The sequence below is a fragment of the Bifidobacterium sp. LH_449 genome (genome assembly GCF_056356755.1).
In genome coordinates this window covers 1-20,076 of sequence record NZ_JBKEUV010000008.1, presented here as the reverse complement: position 1 = coordinate 20,076, position 20,076 = coordinate 1, and the positions used below count along the sequence as shown (strand labels likewise).

Annotated in this window: 9 protein-coding genes and 1 rRNA gene; 5 read left to right on the top strand and 5 right to left on the bottom strand. The window is 61.8% G+C overall.

All coding sequences use genetic code 11. The annotated features are described in order from the left end of the window. The first annotated feature begins 105 nt into the window (after positions 1-105). Positions 106-2,715 carry an aminopeptidase N gene (gene pepN, locus AC1AX7_RS06975; RefSeq protein ID WP_476509365.1) on the top strand — a complete coding sequence of 870 codons (2,610 nt, stop codon included), beginning with the start codon at positions 106-108 and terminating at the stop codon, positions 2,713-2,715. Positions 2,716-2,858: 143 nt separating this feature from the next. Here pepN and AC1AX7_RS06970 read toward each other — a convergent pair whose 3' ends face one another. From AC1AX7_RS06970 to AC1AX7_RS06950, 5 genes are read right to left on the bottom strand one after another with little or no spacing between them, the layout of a single operon-like run. Continuing rightward, positions 2,859-5,456 (bottom strand): transglutaminase TgpA family protein, encoded by a 2,598-nt coding sequence (locus tag AC1AX7_RS06970; protein WP_476509364.1) that lies wholly within the window; start codon positions 5,454-5,456, stop codon positions 2,859-2,861. Then, complete coding sequence (locus tag AC1AX7_RS06965; protein WP_476509432.1) at positions 5,453-6,676, bottom strand: DUF58 domain-containing protein; 1,224 nt, start codon at positions 6,674-6,676, stop codon at positions 5,453-5,455. The genes AC1AX7_RS06970 and AC1AX7_RS06965 overlap by 4 nt, the downstream gene beginning before the upstream one ends. An 11-nt stretch (positions 6,677-6,687) precedes the next feature. Then, positions 6,688-7,959 (bottom strand): AAA family ATPase, encoded by a 1,272-nt coding sequence (locus tag AC1AX7_RS06960; protein WP_476509363.1) that lies wholly within the window; start codon positions 7,957-7,959, stop codon positions 6,688-6,690. Next, complete coding sequence (locus AC1AX7_RS06955; protein WP_476509362.1) at positions 7,952-14,038, bottom strand: Ig-like domain-containing protein; 6,087 nt, start codon at positions 14,036-14,038, stop codon at positions 7,952-7,954. Before AC1AX7_RS06955 ends, AC1AX7_RS06960 begins: the two co-directional genes overlap by 8 nt. A gap of 13 nt (positions 14,039-14,051) precedes the next feature. After that, positions 14,052-15,443 carry a serine/threonine-protein kinase gene (locus AC1AX7_RS06950; protein ID WP_476509361.1) on the bottom strand — a complete coding sequence of 464 codons (1,392 nt, stop codon included), beginning with the start codon at positions 15,441-15,443 and terminating at the stop codon, positions 14,052-14,054. Positions 15,444-15,711: 268 nt separating this feature from the next. Here AC1AX7_RS06950 and glmM point away from each other — a divergent pair, with 268 nt between their 5' ends. From glmM to AC1AX7_RS06930, 4 genes are all read left to right on the top strand, one after another. Then, the gene (glmM, locus tag AC1AX7_RS06945) at positions 15,712-17,097 is read left to right on the top strand and encodes a phosphoglucosamine mutase (RefSeq protein WP_476509360.1); all 1,386 of its coding nucleotides are present in this window, start codon (positions 15,712-15,714) and stop codon (positions 17,095-17,097) included. Between the two features lie 45 nt (positions 17,098-17,142). Further along, positions 17,143-17,796: a peptide deformylase gene (locus AC1AX7_RS06940; protein ID WP_476509359.1), complete on the top strand. Its 654-nt coding sequence runs from the start codon at positions 17,143-17,145 to the stop codon at positions 17,794-17,796. 241 nt (positions 17,797-18,037) lie between these two features. Beyond that, positions 18,038-19,555, top strand: a complete 1,518-nt coding sequence (locus AC1AX7_RS06935; protein ID WP_476509358.1) for a PolC-type DNA polymerase III domain-containing protein — start codon at positions 18,038-18,040, stop codon at positions 19,553-19,555. Between the two features lie 395 nt (positions 19,556-19,950). Next, positions 19,951-20,076, top strand: a 16S ribosomal RNA gene (locus AC1AX7_RS06930); the annotation flags it as partial.

Here is a 20,076-nt window from a genome sequence, read left to right as displayed (position 1 = left end):
GCCGACGGCGCAGCGTTGACATCGCAATGGATTTAGTAAATAAAGAGACGGCGTAGAACGGCACAACCGTTCGCGCCGTCTCACATTGTCAAGAAAAGGAGAGACATGCCAGGAGCAAATCTCACCCGCATCGAGGCGCAGGAACGAGCAGGCGTCGTTTCCGGCCCGATCAGCTACAAGGTCGCGCTCGACCTGACCGTCGGAGCGAAGAACTTCGGTTCCGAAGCGACGATCACCTTCAACGCCACGCCGGGCGCCGCGACCTTCCTTGATATCATCGCCGACGAAATCTCCGAAGTGACGCTGAACGGCGAATCCCTCGACCCCGCCGCGGTGTACGTCGACAATCGCATCGAGCTGGCCGGCCTCAAGGAGCACAACGAAGTCACCGTCAAGGCCCTGTGCCGTTATTCCAACACGGGTGAAGGCCTGCATCGCAGCGTCGACCCGTCCGACGGCAACATCTACATGTACTCCCAGTTCGAAGTGCCGGACGCCCGCCGCGTCTATGCCGTGTTCGATCAGCCCGATCTGAAGGCCACCTTCGATTTCTCCGTGCTGGCGGCGAAGTCGTGGATCGTCACGTCCAACATGCCGGCCGCTTCCGTTGAAGAGCGCGACACCGTCACCGCCGAAGGCACGATGGGCGATCACGCAGCCGAAACCACCAAGCAGTGGGTGTTCGAAACCACGCCGGTGATGAGCTCCTATCTGACTGCGATCTGCGCGGGCCCGTACGCCGAATGGCATACCGAATACGCCAACGAAGACGGCCGCACCGTTACGATGGCCCAGTACTGCCGCCAGTCGCTGGCCGAAGCCTTCGCGAAGGACGTCGACTACCTGTTCGACATCACCAAGGCCGGCTTCGCCTTCTACGCCAAGACCTGGGGCGTGCCGTACCCGTACGCCAAGTACGACCAGATCTATGTGCCGGAATACAACGCCGGCGCCATGGAGAACATCGGCATGGTCACCATCCGCGACCAGTACGTGTTCGACTCGAAGGTCACCGACGCCCTGGCCGAACGCCGCGTCGTCACCGTGCTGCACGAGCTGGCCCACATGTGGTTCGGCGACTATGTGACGATGAAGTGGTGGAACGACCTGTGGCTCAACGAATCCTTCGCCGAGTTCACCTCCACGCTCGCCACAGCGGAAGCCACCGAATGGAAGGACGCCTGGGCCACCTTCAGCTCCGGCGAGAAGAGCTGGGCGCTGAATCAGGACCAGCTGAGCACCACGCATCCGATCGTCGCCCCGATCAACGATCTGAACGACACCTACGTGAACTTCGACGGCATCACCTACGCGAAGGGCGCTTCCGTGCTGAAGCAGCTGGTCGCCTATGTGGGCCGCGACAAGTTCTTCGAAGGCATCCACAACTATCTGAACAAGCACGCCTATGCCAACGCCACCCTGGCCGACCTGCTGAGCGAACTGGAAGCCACCTCCGGCCGCGACCTGAAGGCCTGGAGCGCCCAGTGGCTGGAACAGTCCGGCATCAACACGATCGCCACCGAAGTCACGGAAAACGAAGACGGCACCATCGCGTCGCTGGTCCTGAAGCAGTCCGCTTCCGCCGAGCATCCGGTGCTGCGCGCCCATCGTCTGGCCGTCGGCTTCTACAACGAGGATCCGGAAACCGGCAGGATCGTGCGCACCGACCAGATCGAGCTCGACGTCGACGGTGAAGCCACCGTGGTCGAAGCCGCCGCCGGCAAGCCGCGTCCGGCCCTGATCCTGGTCAACGACGACGACCTGACCTACACGAAGCTGCGCTTCGACGACAAGAGCCTGGCCTTCGCCGCCGAAAACCTGTATCGCTTCGACGACGCCCTGGCCCGCTCCGTGATCTGGCTCGCCTTCTGGGACATGACCCGTGACGGCGAACTGCCAGCCGAACGTTTCATCGAAACCTCGCTGGCCGCCCTGTCCACCGAACACGAGTCCACCACGTTCCGCTACGCGCTGTCGCAGATCAAGACCACCGCCCGCCACTACACCGATCCGGCGAACCGCGACGCGATCGTCGAGCATGTGGCCGCCGAACTGTGGAAGCTGGCACAGGCCGCCGAAGCCGGCTCCGACGAACAGTTCCAGCTGGTGTGCGCATATCTGGATTACGGCGTGGAAGGCGACGAGGCGTTCGCGGCCAATGCGAAGGGCCTGCTGGACGGTTCCGTCGTGCTGTCCGGTCTCGAAGTCGACAACAACTTCAAGTGGACCGTCATCAAGGCTCTGGCCGCAGTCAACGTCATGGACGAAGCCGCGATCGACGCCGAACTGGCCAAGCGCGACACCACCGAAAACCGCGAATTCGCCATGGGCGCCCGCGCCATGCGCGCCACCGTCGAAGCGAAGGCCTGGGCCTGGGATCAGGCGCTGCACAACGACGAGCTGACCAACATGCAGCTCGAAGCGGTGGCTCTCGGCTTCGCCTCCACTCCGAACAGCACGCTGGCCGAGGCTTATGCGAAGGAATACTTCGACGTGGCCGACTGGATCTGGAAGAACAAGACCTTCCACATGGCCGAAGCCCTGCTTGAAGGCCTGTATCCGGTGTATGCCGACCCGGCCAAGCTGGCGGAATACGGCGACGCCTGGCTGTCCGGCCACACCGATGCCGATAACGCGCTGATCCGCATCATCCGCGGCAACGTCGAATCCACGCATCGCATCCTGAAGGTCCGCGACTACAACATCGCTCTGTGAGGGCTTTCGAACAGGCCTTCCGGCAGGACCCGATAGGACGGGCCCGCACGTAGCGGGTCCGTCCTCGCAAAGACGTAAATCCCCGTACCGTTCGCCATTCACAGCCTTTGGCGGCTGCTATCGCGGCATAACGGCACGGGGATTTACGCCTTTGCGGGGCGTCGGCGGCCTCGCCCCGGCATGGCGGTACGAGGATCGCATCTCTTCGAAGTCGAAGAACCGGTCGCCGATGCGAATGGTGGCCGGGGCCTCGAGCCGGTCCGGGGAGCCTTTGACGGCAGCCCCCTGCCTTGCCGATGGAACACTCCGTGCAGATTCAGTCTGGTACGCCATCTGCGCGTTCTGGTCAGCGACGACATCATGGCGGCGCGAACCCGCTCCACCGCCTTCCAATATCGCTGCGCCTGCCGTGCGTCAACGGGCTGGCCGGAGAAGGCGGCATAGTCGCTCTGCCGCACCAGCTCGATCAGCGAAGCCTCATCCAGATCAAGCTGTCGCGCGATCGCACGGGCCTGGTCGCGGCGAGTGCCGCGCTCGCAGGCGTCGACGCCGCTTTGGCCCGCCAGTAATGTGACCGCTCGCCATCCGGCGGCGATGCGGGTGCGCGCGTCGCCGTGACGCCGCAGATATGCCAGCTGAATCGCCTTGATCAGCGGAATCGTGCCGCAGATCAGCAGCACCAGCCATAGCGGGCTGCCGTAGATCGCCACTTGGCGGGCGATGCGCGCCGCATGCCGCCAGAACGGATTCGTTGAGGTCTCATCCGCATCCGCTCCGGAAAGCGACGATTGGCCTGTGGCCTGCGTTTCGTCACGCAGCGGATCCTCCAACGGCACCGGAGGCTGGCGTACCAGGGTCTGCGGGTTTGGAGGGGTGAGATTCTGATTGTCGTCGGGTGTTTTCGTCTCCTTCGGCGTCGGATGGAACGACACCCATCCGTAGTCGTCGAGCTTGATCTCCACCCAGGCTTCGATGTCGTTGCCGGTGAATTCGATATGGGCGGAGTCGCCTTCGCCTTCGGTGCGCTCCTCGCTGATCTCACCGTCTTCGTTCTTGGGAACGAATCCGAGTACGACGCGGCTGGGAAGACCAAGCTCGCGCGCCATCAACGCCATCGCCGACGCGTACTGTTCGCTGTCGCCCACCATGGCGGTGCCTGCGAGCAGATTGTCGATGCGATAGTTGCCGTGCCCCGCCAACGACGGATAATCGCCGGTCAGGCCATGCGAGAACCAGCCGGAATCCTTCAGCCGTTCGGCCAGGGCCAAAGCGGCCTGCCCTCCGTTGGATTGTCCTCCGGCAATGGCCGTGGCCAGCTTGCTGACCGAATCGGGAACATCCTGCGCCGTGGGCTGGATTATGCTGGCGGCCTGCGCTTCACCGATCTCCTTATCGGTGGGCGCATCCGGCACGATGCCGGTTTCGGTATATGACAATCCTCGCGAAGCGCCGGCCGGGTAGATCGCCGAATCGGTGTCGGTGTTGTAATAGTACGATCCGGACAAACCTTCGATGAATGACACCGACGTGGCGGCGCCGGCCAAAGGCAGCCATGCGTCCGTCAATCCTTCGCCCACGGTGAAGGTCGCCGTGAATTCCTCGCCTTGCGCCGAATTGCCGATCGTCGTGCCGACCTTACGGTAGTTTGACGAATCGTCGGCGTCGGCGGAATCGGAAAGATTCCACACATTGCCGTCGAAACGGTCCATGACGGCAAGACGCACCGGCGTGCCTGCGGGCAGTCCCGTGACGGTGAGCACGACGTCGTCCTTATGGTCTTTCAGATAGGAACGCATGCCGCTGAGCGGGCTGGCGTAATCGTAGGGGCTTAACGGCGGCTCGTATCGGTTGCGCAGCGTGGTGCGGCTCTGCCCGATGAACAGACATCCGCCGAAGGCGAGGGCAACGGCGAGGACGACGATAAGCGTCGAACTGATCCACCGTCTGAGCTCGATCAGCTGCCAGCGCCAAGACAGCCAGACGATGGCGATGACGGCGGCGAACGTGCCTGCGATCATCCGATGCCATCCGGTACTGGTGCCCAGCAGCGCGCAGACGGCCATCGCCGCGAATTCGGGAATGATGCTGACCGGCGAAAGCTTGGCGTCGTCGGCCACTGCGAATATGCCGGCCAGGAACGCGGTCCACAGCCCGATCGTCCACAGAGCCATCAGGGAGCCGTCATCGGTGCCGATCGGAGGCACGATGGAAATCAGATATTTGAACGATCCGAACGTCGACTGCCAGCCCTGCGACAGCGTATCCGGCGTGGGAACGACATGCAGCATCGTCGTGTCCTGCAACGCGATCACCGGGCCGATGATGAACTGCGCCGACGCCAGAAACACCAGCTGCCACCACAGGCGCAGCGAAGGCAGGCGGCCCGCCAGCGCGATGAGAACGCCCAGAAGCGTGGCCGCAAGCGCGGTGACGCACCAGCCAGGCGTCGAACCGTAGACGTCGAACAGATTCGATGCGGCAAGCAGCGTGAGGACGGCGATGACGATAAGGCCGCCGATCCAACGCTCCCACGGCTTGCGGTCGAACGCGAACCGTTCGGGACGTGTGCCGTCGCGCGTCATCCAGATCACCGAATGCGTGGAATCGGCCCATGACCCTGTGCCGGTCAGTGAGTCGCCGGTCAGTGAGCCCGTACCGGTGAACGATCCGGTGAAGCCGCCGTCCGCGATCGGCTTGTCGCCCAAATCGCAGGAAACGCCATGCGTATCGTTGCCGTTCATGCAAGCACCCCCATGATCATCGGCAGATCGTCAAGGGATCCGACCGTGGCCAACGTGAAATCAGCGAAACGGCGAATCGCACGATCGGCTCTCATATCGGTCTGAAGCACCAGGCGCGTGGAGGATTCCGGCAAAGCCATCGCCATGCGCTTGATCTGTTCCAGGCTTTTCAGCGAACCGACGGTGAAGAACCGGAAGGAGGCATCCGGCGAATGGACCGACGTGCCGTGGGCCAGATTCGGATCATCGTCGATATCGGGCATGATCGCACTGCAGGCATCCAGGAATTCCATCGTGGAATGCGGCGTCAGATGCGCCGAGCCGGCATGCGCGAACAAAGGGCGGTTCTGGATCAGGCATTGCACGCCGATGGAGGCATGCATCGAAACGGCCAATTCGAATTCCTCGGCCGAAAGATAATCGTCCGGATTCACATCGATGGCGACGGAAGTGTCGGTCCGCCGGGTCGCCTCATATTGACGGATCATCAGCGAGCCTGTTTTCGCGGAAGTAAGCCAATGCACGTTGCGCACGTCATCTCCGGGCTCATATTCACGAAGGCCGTGGAAGTCCAAATCATCGTCGACGATTTCGCCGCTGGGCTGGCCTTCCAGATCGCGTGGCACACCCGCATTCAACGTATCAAGACGCACTGTTCGCGGATGGATGAACACGTCGATGCGTTCGGAAAGCCGTTTTTCATGGCGAACCAGCCCGAATGGGTCTCCTTTGCGGATGGTCAGCGGGCCCACCGGCAGCACGGCGCGCGCCACCGTGGTGAATTCGACATCGGTGCGTTTCGACTGGTGGGCGGCGAGCATCGGAATCGGGAAACGCTCATGCGTCTCGCCGATGGGCAGGTCCCCTCGCGCGCTCGTGGTCGGAGCGGCGCCGGGATTGTCGATGTCGATGGCGACGGCGATCGTCTCGCCGACCGTCACACGGTCGCGGGACAGCGAAAGCGAGGCATTGAAGCCGGCGTTGCCCAACGACAGAACGACCGCGGCAAGCAGCATCGCCAGCGCGACGATGCCGAATGCCAGGAATTCATGCCATCCGGACACCGCGAATACGATCGGGCAGATGATGGCGACGCAGAACACGGCCCAGCCCAACGGCGAGATGTACGCCGTCAACAGATGCATGGCCCGCCGGCGTATCGCCCTGAGGATGCGCAGCGGATGCCGGTACCGTCTGATGGTTCGTCGGTTCGCCATGATATCGCTTTCCGTCAGGCTCCGAGTGTCGGGACCGGAACATCGTCGAGGATCCGCGCGACGACGCCATCGGCCGTCGCTCCCGCGAAGGTGGCTTCCGGGGTCAGCGTGATGCGGTGCGCGAGCACGGCCATCGCATTGTCTTTGACGTCGTCCGGCACCACGTAGGCGCGCCCGTCCGCCGCCGCCCAGATACGTGCGCATCGGGCCAGCGCCAAGGCGCCGCGCATCGAAGAGCCGACGGCGATCCTCTCGTTGTGGCGGGTGGCTTCGACCAGTCGCGTGATGTATTCGAAAAACGCGTCATCCACATGGACCTGTTCGGCGATGCGACGCAGTTCGATGATGTCCTCGCTGCTCAGCACCGGTGAGATGGTGGCCGCCCGATCGGTGATGTCGACTTGTTTGAGGATGTCCAGCGATGCGGCATGGCTGGGGTATCCGATGGAGGTTCTGATCAGGAACCGGTCCATCTGGGCTTCCGGCAGCTTGTAGGTGCCAAGCTGCTCGATCGGATTCTGCGTGGCGATGACGATGAATGGCTGCGGCACATCATGGGTGACGCCGTCCACGGTGACCTTCTGCTCCTCCATGACCTCCAGCAACGCCGACTGCGTTTTCGGCGACGCCCGGTTGATTTCGTCTGCCAGTACGATGGATGCGAAGATCGGGCCTTCACGGAAGGTGAAGTCGCCGGTTTTCCGGTCGTAGAAGGTGACGCCGACCACGTCGGAAGGCAGCAGGTCGGGAGTGAACTGGATGCGTTTGAAACTGGCCGCGATCGAATTCGCCAACCCGCGTGCCAGTTGGGTCTTGCCGGTGCCGGGGTCGTCTTCAAGCAGAACATGGCCGCCGGCCATCAGCGCGGTGACGCATTGGCGGATCGGTGTCTCCTTGCCTACGACGACGTGGGAGACGTTGTCGACCAACGATTGGAACGCCTGCTGGAAACGCATGACATCCGGCGGCGTCTGGGCGCCCATGCCGGAGTCGACGGTGATGTCGGGGCGGGACGGCAGATCCGGATGCGGCATCTGACGGGAGCCGGGCTTCGTGTCGTCGACGCCGGATGCCGTGGCCGCCGGCTGCGGCGTCGACGACGGGCTCAGCCGCGTGGCGTCATCGGACAACGCGGTCTCCTCCGATGCCGTTCGCGTCGCGGCGGTGCCGGGGCGTTCGGGCAGGGTCGGCATCGTGAATGCGTTCATCGCCGGTTTCGCATGCGCCGTCTGCGACGGTCGCGTGGCATCGGATAGCTGCGTTTCTTCGCTGATGTGATCATCCATGATTGTTCCTCCGGTTGATGAAGTGGCTTGTTGTCGCGAGTCTGTTGACGCCGGCGCGATGGATGCCTGTCATGACGGCATTGACGGGCGTCTGCGCCACCGGCGAGGCGTCGATGCCGGTGATGCTCGTCGGCGGTACGAACGCGGAAGGCTCCGCCTGCGTATCCGGATTCACGGGATCGGTGGGGGCTTCGGCGGCGGTTGCCGGAACACGGGTTCCGTCGACCGTTCCGCTCTGCGTCGCCGAGTAGTGCGCATTGCTTTCCATCGTTACGGTTATCGTCCAATCGGCGGTTTCCTCGGCGATCTGCGAGGCGTCTATATGATCGGTTTCCTTGGTGATGGCGAACGGCCGGTCTCCGACGACGAGCTCATAGGAGGTGATGTCGTTCCTGCCGTAGTTGTCGATGACGTTGAGCCCGCCGACGTTGATGCGATCGCGTTCTTCGGAATCCCACGTCAGTGTTATGCCGTCGGGTCCTGTGCCGATCGTCGGCGCCTTCCTGTTGATCCAACCGCTTGGATCGCTTGCCTTCGTTTCCGGGCCGCTCACGCCGTTAAGCGTCTGACGGGCCGTGGCCGTCGGACAGGACTGCCACGCGTCCACCGGAACGGAGACCTCGCCGCCGTCACGGAAGTATTCGTGTTCACCGCCGAAATCGACGGTCACGGAATCATATTGGCCTTTTGCCGTCCACCGAGCGGTGCATTTGCCGCTCCCGGCATTCGCGGTGACGGTGAGTTCGGGCGGTCGGATGGCATAGGCCGTATGTACGCGGGCGTTGAACGTCGCCGGTCTGGATCGGCCTTTCGCCGGCGTCAGCGTTCCGGTGACGGTGACATCCGAATTCAGCTCGTCCTTATCGATGTTGAAGCTGAACGTTCCTGTGCCGCATTCGATCGAAGGGCCCCGGTCGAGGCTGATTGCGGAACAGCCTGCGTTATGCAGGTCGCCGAGCGTTATCGTGCCTGTGATCAGCGTGCTGTCGTTGGCGTCCTGTGCGATGCTCATGGTCGGTGTATCCGGGTCTCCCCAAGGTGTGCCGGCTTGCGTGCTGCCGGCCTCGGGACCCCAGCCGACCTCGTTGTGCGCCCTCACCGTTGCGGTGGCCTGCGTGCCGTCGACGATCATGGCGTTGGGAATGTCGAATTTCGCGGATGTGGCGGTGCCGTCCGTGGTTTTCGTCCCCACGGCGGCGCCGTTGACGATAAGCGTCACCTCATAATCGTCGACGGCGCTGAAATCACCGGTGGACGCGTTCCATGTGACGGCGGCGGACAGATAGCCGCCTTCGACGGTGATGCTCTTCGGAGCGTCCGGCGTCTTGTCGGGCGTGCCTTCCACGATGTTCGAGGACGGCGACCATCCGACGTCGTTCTTTGCGGCGACGGAGAACGAGTAGGTTTTGCCGTTCGTCAGCCCGGTGATCCGGCATGAGGTGGCCGGGCCGCAGGATTTTTCGCCGCCGTCCGCACTGGTCCATGTCACCTTATAATCGGTGATCGGGCTGCCGTTGGCCGAACCGGGCGTCCAATTCAACGTCACGGCGCTGTCGGCGGATCGGCCGGCGACGGGGGAGAGCAGTGGCGCCTCCGGTTTGTCCGCCACGGAAACGGTGATCTGACCGGTGACCTCACGTTCACCGGTACGTGTGGCGTCCTGCACGGTGACGAGGATCGTATTCGACGAAGCGCCGATATCGGAGGCCGCCGTAATGGAGACCGTACCGCCGCTGCCGCAGGAGACCTGCAGTTTTGCCGAATCATCGGCCCTGCATCGGATCATGGTCAGCGGTGTTTCGGGGAACGGGTTATACGCGTCGGCAAGCATGTCGACGCTTTGCGTTGACCCCGCCTTGAGCCGCAGCGTTTTCGCGCTCAGACGCGCCAGCGCCCTGGTGGAGGCGACGACGCGTACCGTAATGCCTGCGTTGACGGTTCCCTGGCTGTAGGTGATGGTGACGGGGATGGTCAACGTCGTTCCTGGCGTCGTCGAGGATGCGGCGCTTACCGTCAACCGTCCTGAGGCCGTCAGATTCGCGCTGATGCCGCCCGAAGACGCGCCGCCGGCATACGCATAGGCTTTTTCGTCGTCATGCAGACCGGACGGGGCGTGGGTGAGCACTGTCAGGTCGATGGTTTTCGCGGATGCGCCGGCTTCGACGTCGATGGTCGATGACGAGAACGTCGGTGCGGGCACGGTGCTTCCGATAACGGTCACCGGCAGGGTGATGACGGCGGAATTGATGATCCTGGCATCCGAACCGCCGGCTTTGCCGTCGACCGCGGTGAAGGTGATGGAGGCCGGGCCGGAATAGTCCCTGGGGGCGGTGAACTGCAGCGTCTGGTCGTCCACATACAGGTCGCCGTCCGCGGCCTTGGTGGCGCTGACCGATTCCCTGCTCTCCACATAGGCGGTTTTGCCTGCGCCTACGCGCACGTAATCCGCGATGTTGATGGTGATCGTCTCACGTGCGTTGACCCGTAGCTCCGGCGCCTTCGGGCGAAGCGTCGGCGGGAAGACGCCGTATGCGGGCACCTGGATGAACGCGGTGGAGGTGATGCCGTACGTCGTGTTGGCCACCGTGTAGGGGACGGACCTCGCCTCGTCGGTGAGCTCGACGGTGATGATGGTGGAATCCTCTCCGCCTTTGACGTGGGCATGATCGGCGGCGGACCCGTGCACGTCGACCTTCAGCTCGTCCGTCGTGCCCGAAGGGTTGGATATCCATTGCGAAACATCCACGTCCACCGATTTCTTGTCGATGGTCGCGGCGGAGGGAACGCGGTGATCATAGGCGTTCGGCGGCTCTATTTCGGCGTTGGGGTCGATGTCGACCGTCAGCGTGGCCGTGTCCGACAGGCCCGCATCGTCTTCGATCGTATAGATGATGTAGGCGGTTCCTGCCTGATCGGGTGTGGTGAACACGATCTGGTTGTTTTCGACGGCCGCGTCGTCGATGCCTTGCGCTTCCAGTGCGTCATCCACGGTAAGCTCGGCGTTGTCTCCGGAAATGTCGTTCTGCGATACGGGAACGGAGGCTGCGGTGCCGGGCCTTAACGTGATCGAATCATCCCGCGCGTACACGCCGGAGGCGGACGCGCTTTTGAACACGCCGACGCGTATCTGCGCCTGGGCCCTCTGTCCGGTCCAATCCTCCACTGCATACATGAAGGTGTCGGTTCCGGAGGAATCCGGATAGGCTTCGTAGATCATATAGTCGGCGCCGACCTCACTGATGCGCCCCAAGGCGGGCGCCTTGTTGCCCAATCCCAGCAGCTGCACGTCGTCGCCGTCCACGTCGATGCCGTTCAAGGTGATGGGAATGCGCACTTTCTGCCCGGCGGCGACTTGGGCCTGCGCGTCTTTGGGGGTGGGGGCGGCCTTGTTTCCGGCATCGGCCTGATGCACGGTGATGGTGATGGTTCCGGAAGCGGAATTGCCGAGCGTGTCCTTCACCGTGTAGGTGATCGGGTAGACGCCGGGCTGATCGCCGGCTTGATAGCGTACCGTATCGCCCGATACGAAGGCGAGTCCGTCAAAGGTCGCTTCGTCGGTCTGAAGATTGTCTTGCACGCTGACGGTGGTGCCGTCCGAATAGGTGACATGGTCGAGGATATCGATGGTGACGATGCCGCCGGTGCGCACCTGGGCATTGATATTGCCCGCTTTGGGCGTGGAATTCGCGCTGCCCGGCGCCGGGGGCTGCAGCACGATCGTTCCCGTCGACGTGCCGGACGCGTTGGCGACGGTATAGGTGATGGACACCGGCCGGGTGGGGATCCGCCGTGCGGTCAGGTAGACGCGCTTATGGCCGACCAGCCCTGTTTTGATGCCGGATGAGGGGTCGGCGGTGACGGACGTGACCGACAGCACGCCGCCCATGGGGTCGACGTCGTTGGCGAGCGGTTCCACGATGGCGGTGTTGTCGGCGCCCAGCAATGCCACATCGTTGGCGGCGATGGGCTTCGCCGCGTCTCCGGCGACGGGCTGCACTTCGGCCCGTACCAGTCCCGTCGCCGGAATCGTGCCTTGTGTGACCGTATATGGAACGTAATAGGTTCCCGGTTCGGCGGCGCTGAACGTGAGCGTCAGATCGGCGGCGTTCATCGTGACGGTCGTGCCGTCGGGCGGCTCCACCGCGGAAAGCCGCAATGATTCGGACGAAGTGCCGTGTACGTGATCCTTCAGATCGATCGAGGCCTCCGTATCCGGCTGCGTGGTGGTGGCCGCCGGGTCGATATCGGCCGGCAGCGTGTTGGCGGGTCTTACGGAAAAGTAGATCAGACCGGTGCCGGTGGCCTGCCCGTCGGATACGGTGATTTCCACGCCGATGCGCCCGGAGGCGGCGGATCCGGTATTGAACACCAGCTGCCCGTCGGCTCTTGTGGACACCACCGCTTCGTCGCTGTTGGTCGGCACGGCCGATATCAGCGTCATCGGATCTCCGTCGGGATCGGCGAAGCTGCCCAACGCGTTGGCCGTGTATGTGGCGCCCTGCTCGACGCTGATCTCCGGAGGGACGTCGCTCTGCCCGGGCGCCTGATTGCCGGTGTCGGAATTCAATGTGACGGTGACATGCGCCGACGAGCTCTGCCCACGCCCGTCGCTGATCTCATAGTCGAATCCGATGGTGCCGGTTCCCGCATTGGAGGCGTCCAATTGCAGGTAGCGTCCGTCATAGATCGACCCGACGGAGACGTCTTCACCGGAAACCGCGCCTACGGATGTGATGCGCAGCACCGAACAGTCGGTCTGTTCGTCGTTGCGCAGCACGTCGAGTATCTGCTCCGAGCCCGCACGCGCGCCGAACCCGTCTTCCACGGCTTTGATCCGTCCTGATTGGGACGAGCAGGTCGCGGAGAATTCCTGCCGGTTGTTGGCGGAATCGTCGGTGCTGTTCTCCTGCCTGCTCTGCTCGGTCTCGATGGTGTTCCATTGGATTTTGATGACGTCGGTGGAACTGTCCGGATTCCAGACATTGCCGTTGATGGCGTCGTTCAGCACCACCAGACGATGATTGGTGCGGAACACCAGTTCGGATGTGGCGTCCACGGCGTCCAGAGTCTGGAATCCCACGGTGTCGGCGGTGGCGGTCGGAGAACATATCCTGATGTAGTTGTTCGCCTTCTGGCTCCACGCGGCATGGACGCAGCCATTGGTGGATACCGGTTGCGCGGCCTCGCCTTTGCCGCCGGTCGGCAGCGATGCCGCGGCGGGCTTGGACTTGGTCAGGTCGACGATGGCGATGCCGCTCTCTCCGGCGGCGGCGACCCACCCGTTTTGCCTGCCGTCCGTTGAGGGGGCCTGCAATGCCATGGTGCCGGTGATATCCACCGTTGCCTGACCGCCGTCCCATACCAAGGTCGCGTCGGCTGCGATCACCGGTATGCCGTCGACGACGGTGAACGAGTCGGCGTCCATGCTCTGCCCGTCGGTGATGCTGCCGTATTCTCTGGGCTTGGCATCCTGCGGGGAATCCAGCACCAGCACCATGCCGTCCTTCGGCCGGTACCCGTATACGGAACCGTCGTCGGCGACGGCGATTCTTCCGCCGGCGCCAAGCTCCATCTGCGGGGCGCCTCCGGTGCTGACGGCCTCGACATCATCGGATTCGCCCGCCCACACGTTGCCGCTGTCGGTATCAAGGAACGCGATGCTGCCGCCGCCGGTCTGCGTGTCCGTATCGTCGCCGATGGCGGTGTCTTCGGAAACCGACAGCGTGGAGGCGTCGATGTTGGAGGCCTGCGTGCCTTCGGTCAGCACGGTGTCGCCATCATGCTGCACGATGTCGAAACGTGCGGCGGAGGACGCCACGCCGGCGTCGGCCTCCTGGTTGCGCACGTTGAATCGCGCCGCCTTGCGGTTGTTCTGCGAAGTGACCCAGACGGTGCCGTCATCCAGCTGGACATGCCGTTGCGTGATCGATGTGATGATGATCGCGCCGGCGATGATCGCGGCGATGGCCAGCAGCGTAATGACGGGCGTCAGCCAGAATCGTCTGCCGGGGGAGCCCGCCCGGCGCGGCATCGCGCCGATGCGTTGCGTGCGTTCATATGACCGGGATGACTTCGCCATATCGTTGCCTCCTTCAGTTCCCCCGCACCGCGCATGCGACCGCGGCGCTGCGGGACATGCTCCGGTCGGCCCGTACGATGCTCACCTGGATGCACGTCTGCGGTTCGCCGACATCCTGTATGGAGACCGTGGCGTCGCTTACGATGAAGGTGTCGGCGCTTTGCCGCGCGCCGTCTGCGGTGATGATCGACCACGCATACGTATCGCCTTCCTGCTGGTCGGGATTGGTCCAGGTGAAGGTGACGGTGGATCCGTCATATACGCCCTGCAGGTCGGTCGGGGAAGGAACATCACCGCCCGGCATGACATCGTCGCCCTGCGCCGCGGCAACGCCGTCGTCTTCGGTGCCGGGATCGGCGACCTGCCGCGGATCGTCGGTAATCGTGGCATCCATGTTCGGTATGACGGCGAATACGAAGACAAGCACCGGCGCCGTCAGCGCCGCCACGATGCCGCATACGGCGGCGATGGCCTTACCCCAATGATGCGAGGCCGCGGGCCTTGAAGCCGAAGGCGCCGACATCCCGGCACGTTTGACCGGATTCGCCGGATACTGCGGCGCTCCTTCGACGGCGACCGCAGTGGCATGCCCATACAGCGACCGCTGCACCTGCTGCATGGCCCGGGCGAATTCCAGCGCGGAATAGTAACGGTTATCCGGATCCCTATCAAGGGCCTTGCGCAGCACCAGCTCCACTTCCCGCGGCACATCGGGGCGTTTGATGGCGGGCAGCGGCGCGCATGCGATCAGCGACGCCAATTCGCTTTGCGTATGGGGATGATACCCGTATTGGAAAGGCGAAGTCCCCACCAGCATCGCATACAAGGTCGCGCCCAACGAATAGATGTCGGATGCCTCGCTGCCGCCGTCGGCATTGTTCAGCACTTCCGGCGGCGCCCAAGGCAGGGAATATCCGGTTGATGACCTGTCATAGATATTGGCTGCGATACCGAAATCGGACAATGCCGGCAGGCCCTGCGACGTGATGAGAATATTGGCGGGCTTGATGTCACGGTGAATGATGCCCCTGCGATGCGCCGTGTGGAGCGCGCTCGCCAGGATGATGCCGAGATCAAGCATCTGGTCGGCGTTGAAGGTATGTCTGGACAGCAGTTCCTTATAAGAGCCGCCTGGGGCGTATTCGAAGGCGATGTAGCCCAATCCGTTGGACGTGACGCCTGCATCGTAGATCGGCAGAATATAGGGATGCGAGCTGAGCTGCGCCATGAAATCCGCTTCGCTGAGAAAGCGTGCGGCATGCTGCGTGTCAAGCGTGGCTTTGCTGACTTTGATGGCGACGGGGCGAACCGGGTCATGTTGGCGGTAAAGGTGCAGGTAGGCTGTGGAACCTTCGCCCAACGTTCGTACATAGGTGTATTCGGCGATGGTCGGTGGGCTCGGCATGGCTGATCGCGTTGCGCCGACAGCCGATGCGGTGCGTGTTGTTATCCTGTCTGTGCCGGTCATCGTTCCCGTCCCTTTTCCGTGCCGGCGTCATCGCCGGGAATGCCTTTTCCACTGACGATATATTGCATGCGGGCGAGGGGAAAGCACGGAAGGAGAATCGGTGGAAATGGGGATAACTTGCATGATGTGATGCGTAACCGATGCTTCATGACTAGGATGGTTCGAAGGAAAACAGCAAATCACAATAGCAAGGATTACGAGAATTATGCCGCGTATGTTCGGAACCGACGGTGTTCGTGGATTGGCCAACAGGGATTTGACCGCGCAGCTGGCATTGGATTTGGGCGATGCCGCGGTGCGCGTCTTGGGGGATTCCGGTACGAAAGACAATCAGCCGGGTGGCCGTCGCCGTGCGCTGATCGGCAGGGACACCCGCGTTTCCGGCGACTTTCTGGCGTCCGCGCTGTCCGCCGGCATGTCCGCAGGCGGCTTCGACGTCATCGATGCCGGCATCATCCCGACTCCCGGCGTCGCCTATCTGACATCCGTCCTGAACGTCGAAATGGGCGCGGTGATTTCCGCCTCGCATAATCCGATGCCCGATAACGGCATCAAATTCTTCGCCCGCGGCGGCTATAAGCTGCCCGACGTCAAGGAAGACGAAATCGAAGCCGTGCTGGGGCAGGATTGGGATCGCCCGACCGGCGCCGGCGTCGGCCGCGTCAGCCATGACACGGTGACGGCGACGAATCTGTACATCGACCATCTGGTGTCGACGATCGCGCCGATGGGACTTGACAAGACCCAGCCGACCCCGCTGAAGGGCCTGAAGATCGTGGCCGACTGCGCGAACGGCGCCACGTCGGTGGTCGCTCCGGAGGCGCTGCGTCGCGCCGGCGCCGACGTCATCGTCATCAACGCCTCCCCGGACGGCTACAACATCAACAAGAACGCCGGGTCCACCCATCCCGAGCAGCTGCAGGCCATGGTCAAGGCCTCCGACGCGATGCTGGGCGTGGCCTTCGACGGCGACGCCGACCGTTGCCTTGCCGTGGACGAGGACGGCAACATGGTCAACGGCGACCAGATCATGGGCATTCTGGCCCGTGCCAAGAAGAACGAAGGCAAGCTCAATCATGACACGCTGGTCGTCACCGTGATGAGCAATCTTGGCTTGAAGCTGGCGCTTCGTTCGATGGGCATCAAAACCGTGCAGACCGCTGTCGGCGATCGTTATGTGCTGGAAGAGATGCTGCGTGGTGATTATTCGTTGGGCGGCGAGCAGTCCGGTCATGTGATCAATCGCGAATTCGCCACGACTGGTGACGGCACGTTGACCGCGTTGACGCTGTGCAATGAAGTGATGAAGTCGGGACGCAGTCTGAAGCAATTGGCTGCGGACTTCCCGCAGTTGCCGCAGCAGTTGGTGAATGTGCCGAATGTTGACAAGTTGGCTGCTTCCACGAATGCGAAAGTGCAGGCCGCTGTTGAGCGTGAAGAGAAGATGCTTGGCGATACTGGCCGTGTGCTGTTGCGCCCGTCCGGCACTGAGCCGCTGGTGCGTGTGATGGCTGAGGCGGAAACGCAGGAGCAGGCGGATGCCGTGTGCGAGCGTCTTGCCGCGGTGGTTGCGGAGGAACTGGCACTGTAGCACGTTGTAGCATTGATGCATTCGTGATGTTCGAAGGAGAAACCAATGTTTTCGAAGAACGCCAAAGTTGATATCGCGCTGAATCGCGACGTCGAAAAGCTGATCAAGTCCGCAGGCAAGGAGCAGCTGCTGCCGATCGTGCAGGCCGGTGAGCCGGTGCTGCGCCAGCAGACGGTGCGTTATGACGGCCAGTTGAGCCGTAAGACGCTGGATAAGCTGATCGAAACAATGCGTGTGACCATGTTGGAAGCGCCGGGTGTGGGCTTGGCGGCGACGCAGATCGGCCTTGGCCTTTCGCTGGCTGTGTTGGAAGATCATATTCGTGATGATGAGGATGATCCTCGTGAGATCGGCGAGCTGCCGTTCCACGTGATCATCAATCCGAGCTATGAGCCGGTCGGCGAGGAAACCCGCAGTTTTTACGAGGGTTGCTTGAGCTTCGACGGCTATCAGGCTGTGCGCAAGCGTTGGCTTGACATTGTCGCCCACTGGCAGGATGAAGACGGAAACCATCATGAGGAGCGTCTGCATGGCTGGCCCGCGCGTATTTTCCAGCATGAAACCGATCATTTGAGCGGCGAATTGTATATCGATAAGGCGGAGATCCGCAGTCTGACCACATATGAGAATCTTGAGGATTTCTGGTGTGAAGATCCTGTTCCGACGGATGCCGCACGCGAGCTTGGTTTTGAGCTGTGATGCTGTGACATTGTGATGCTGTGATGCTGTGATGCGAGATGCTGCGACGCGGTAATGCTGTAATACGAAAAATGTAATGCGCGAATGTTTCCACGTTTCCGCGTTTTTCATACAAACGCAAACATCTCGCAGCGATCATCGTCAATCAAAAGCAATCTGCGACAATTCGCAGCATCCCGCATATTGGCGCATTCGCTCGAATGCGTTGTTGGTAGGGCGCGGTCGACTACGATGAACGAGTATGAGCAATACATCGTTTCCGGTCGACCGCGCTTGGCTTTCTCAGGCGAAGGAAGATATCGCCCAATGGGCTGCGTCGATGCCTGTTGACGCCGATGGCGTTTCGATTGATTGGCAATGGGTTGAAGGTCTTGATTTGGAGCGTGGCATTGGTTTTGCAGGCGCGTATTTGCAGAGCGATGGCATTTCTGATGGCGTTTCCGAAGATGCCTGCGACGGCGTTTCCGTTGGTGATGTCCCGCAGAATATCGATGATGCGAAGGCTGCTTTGCGTCATGATTATGCGACGCGTGATCGCATTGAAGCGATTCTTGCGCAATGCAATTCCGCATTCATGACTGATTTTGACCGTTTGATTGTGTCATATCGTTTGCCGCGTGCGCTGGCATATGCGAATCGTCGTTTGAACGATGAGATTGCGTTGCTGCTGCATATTGGTGTTGAGCGCCGCTGGTGGACGATGTTCCAAGATCGCCGTGGCCGCGTTACGGTGCCGGTTTTGCGCGGTGTCGATGGCGTTGACGTGTCTGATGTTCAGGATCGCAGTGCGAAAATCGCTGATGCGCGTGCTGCGCGCCGTAAGGAGGCGCGTCGTCAGGAGCGGGCTGGTCGTTATGCGATGGCGCGTGCGAATTTGAGCGGTGTGACGTCGCCTGGCGGCAGTGTGACGCTTTTTGGTGACGTGCATCGTGATTTCGGCGAGGCCGGTTCGCGGCCCATGTCTTCGTCGTCTTCGTCGAAAACGTCGCAATCATCGCAGTATGCTTCGAATTATGGACGCCCCGATTGGCGTGACGTGTATCTGCCTGGCCGCGATGTGGACACGGTTATGGGCATTGATATTGAAACCACCGGCACCGACCCTGCTCGCGTATACATCATTGACGTCGGTTTCGAATACATGAATATGGCGTCGCCGCGCCCGGAAAGCGAACGGTCGGGCTACCGTTACGAGCAGGATTCGTATGATGATGGCGACGCGTACGGCCAGTCGCGTTTGCCATTTGGCGTCACGCCGGCGAATGCGTTGCTCGGCAATCCGTTTATTCGCAGTTTGACGGGCATTGATGTGCGTGATCGCGGTGCGGGATATCGTCTTTTCGATGAGTGGCCTGAAGCGCAGCAAGGATTGTTGCAGCGTTTGGAACAGCAGCCTTATGTTGCGCATAATGCGACATTCGAGCATGGCTTTTTCATGTTGAATATCGCAGGATATGCGGAAAGCTATCGCGCCGGCCGCATTACGATTCTTGACACGTTGCCGATGAGTCGCCGTTGGGATGAAGGATCGAAGCCTGATGAAGCTCATCCGTATGGCGACAATACGTTGGAAGCATATGCGAAAAGGCAAGGCGCGCTGCCGGCTGATGCGTCGGAGCGTCATTTGGGTCTTGAGGATTCGCACATCATGTTGCTTGCGATGAAGCATCATTTGATGACATTGAGGGACGAAGGCCGTGGCCCGTGGGGTGCTGAAGGCAAGTCCGGTGTCGGCGGCAAGCGTTGCGGGCGTCGCTGATTCGGTGAATTTTGTCGGTATTGCGACACGCCGTGGGATGCGTGTGTTTGCAACGGGTCCCGTGGTCCCGTGCGCCTTCCGGTTTGCGCTTTCGTCGGGCGGCGTGTAAGTTTATCCCTTGCTGCCGCACGGTACGGCGCCGGATGGTTCCGGTCGGCCGGTCTCGTTGCGTGTGGTGGTGGTTTGAGAACTCAAGAGCGTGTCTGTACTACTTATGCTTTATGCAAGTCAATGATTGCCAGTCCGATTCCCGCTTCCCGAGTGTTCGGGGAGTCGCCGAGGGGCGTTGATGGGGGTCGGGGTTTTTGTGAGCGGCGTCCTTCCTTATAGGACGTGCTCGTCTTTTTCTTATTTTTGATTGGAGTCACTTCATCGGTGCCTCTTCATGAAGTTTTTTTGTGGAGGGTTCGATTCTGGCTCAGGATGAACGCTGGCGGCGTGCTTAACACATGCAAGTCGAACGGGATCCGATGCAGCTTGCTGGATCGGTGAGAGTGGCGAACGGGTGAGTAATGCGTGAC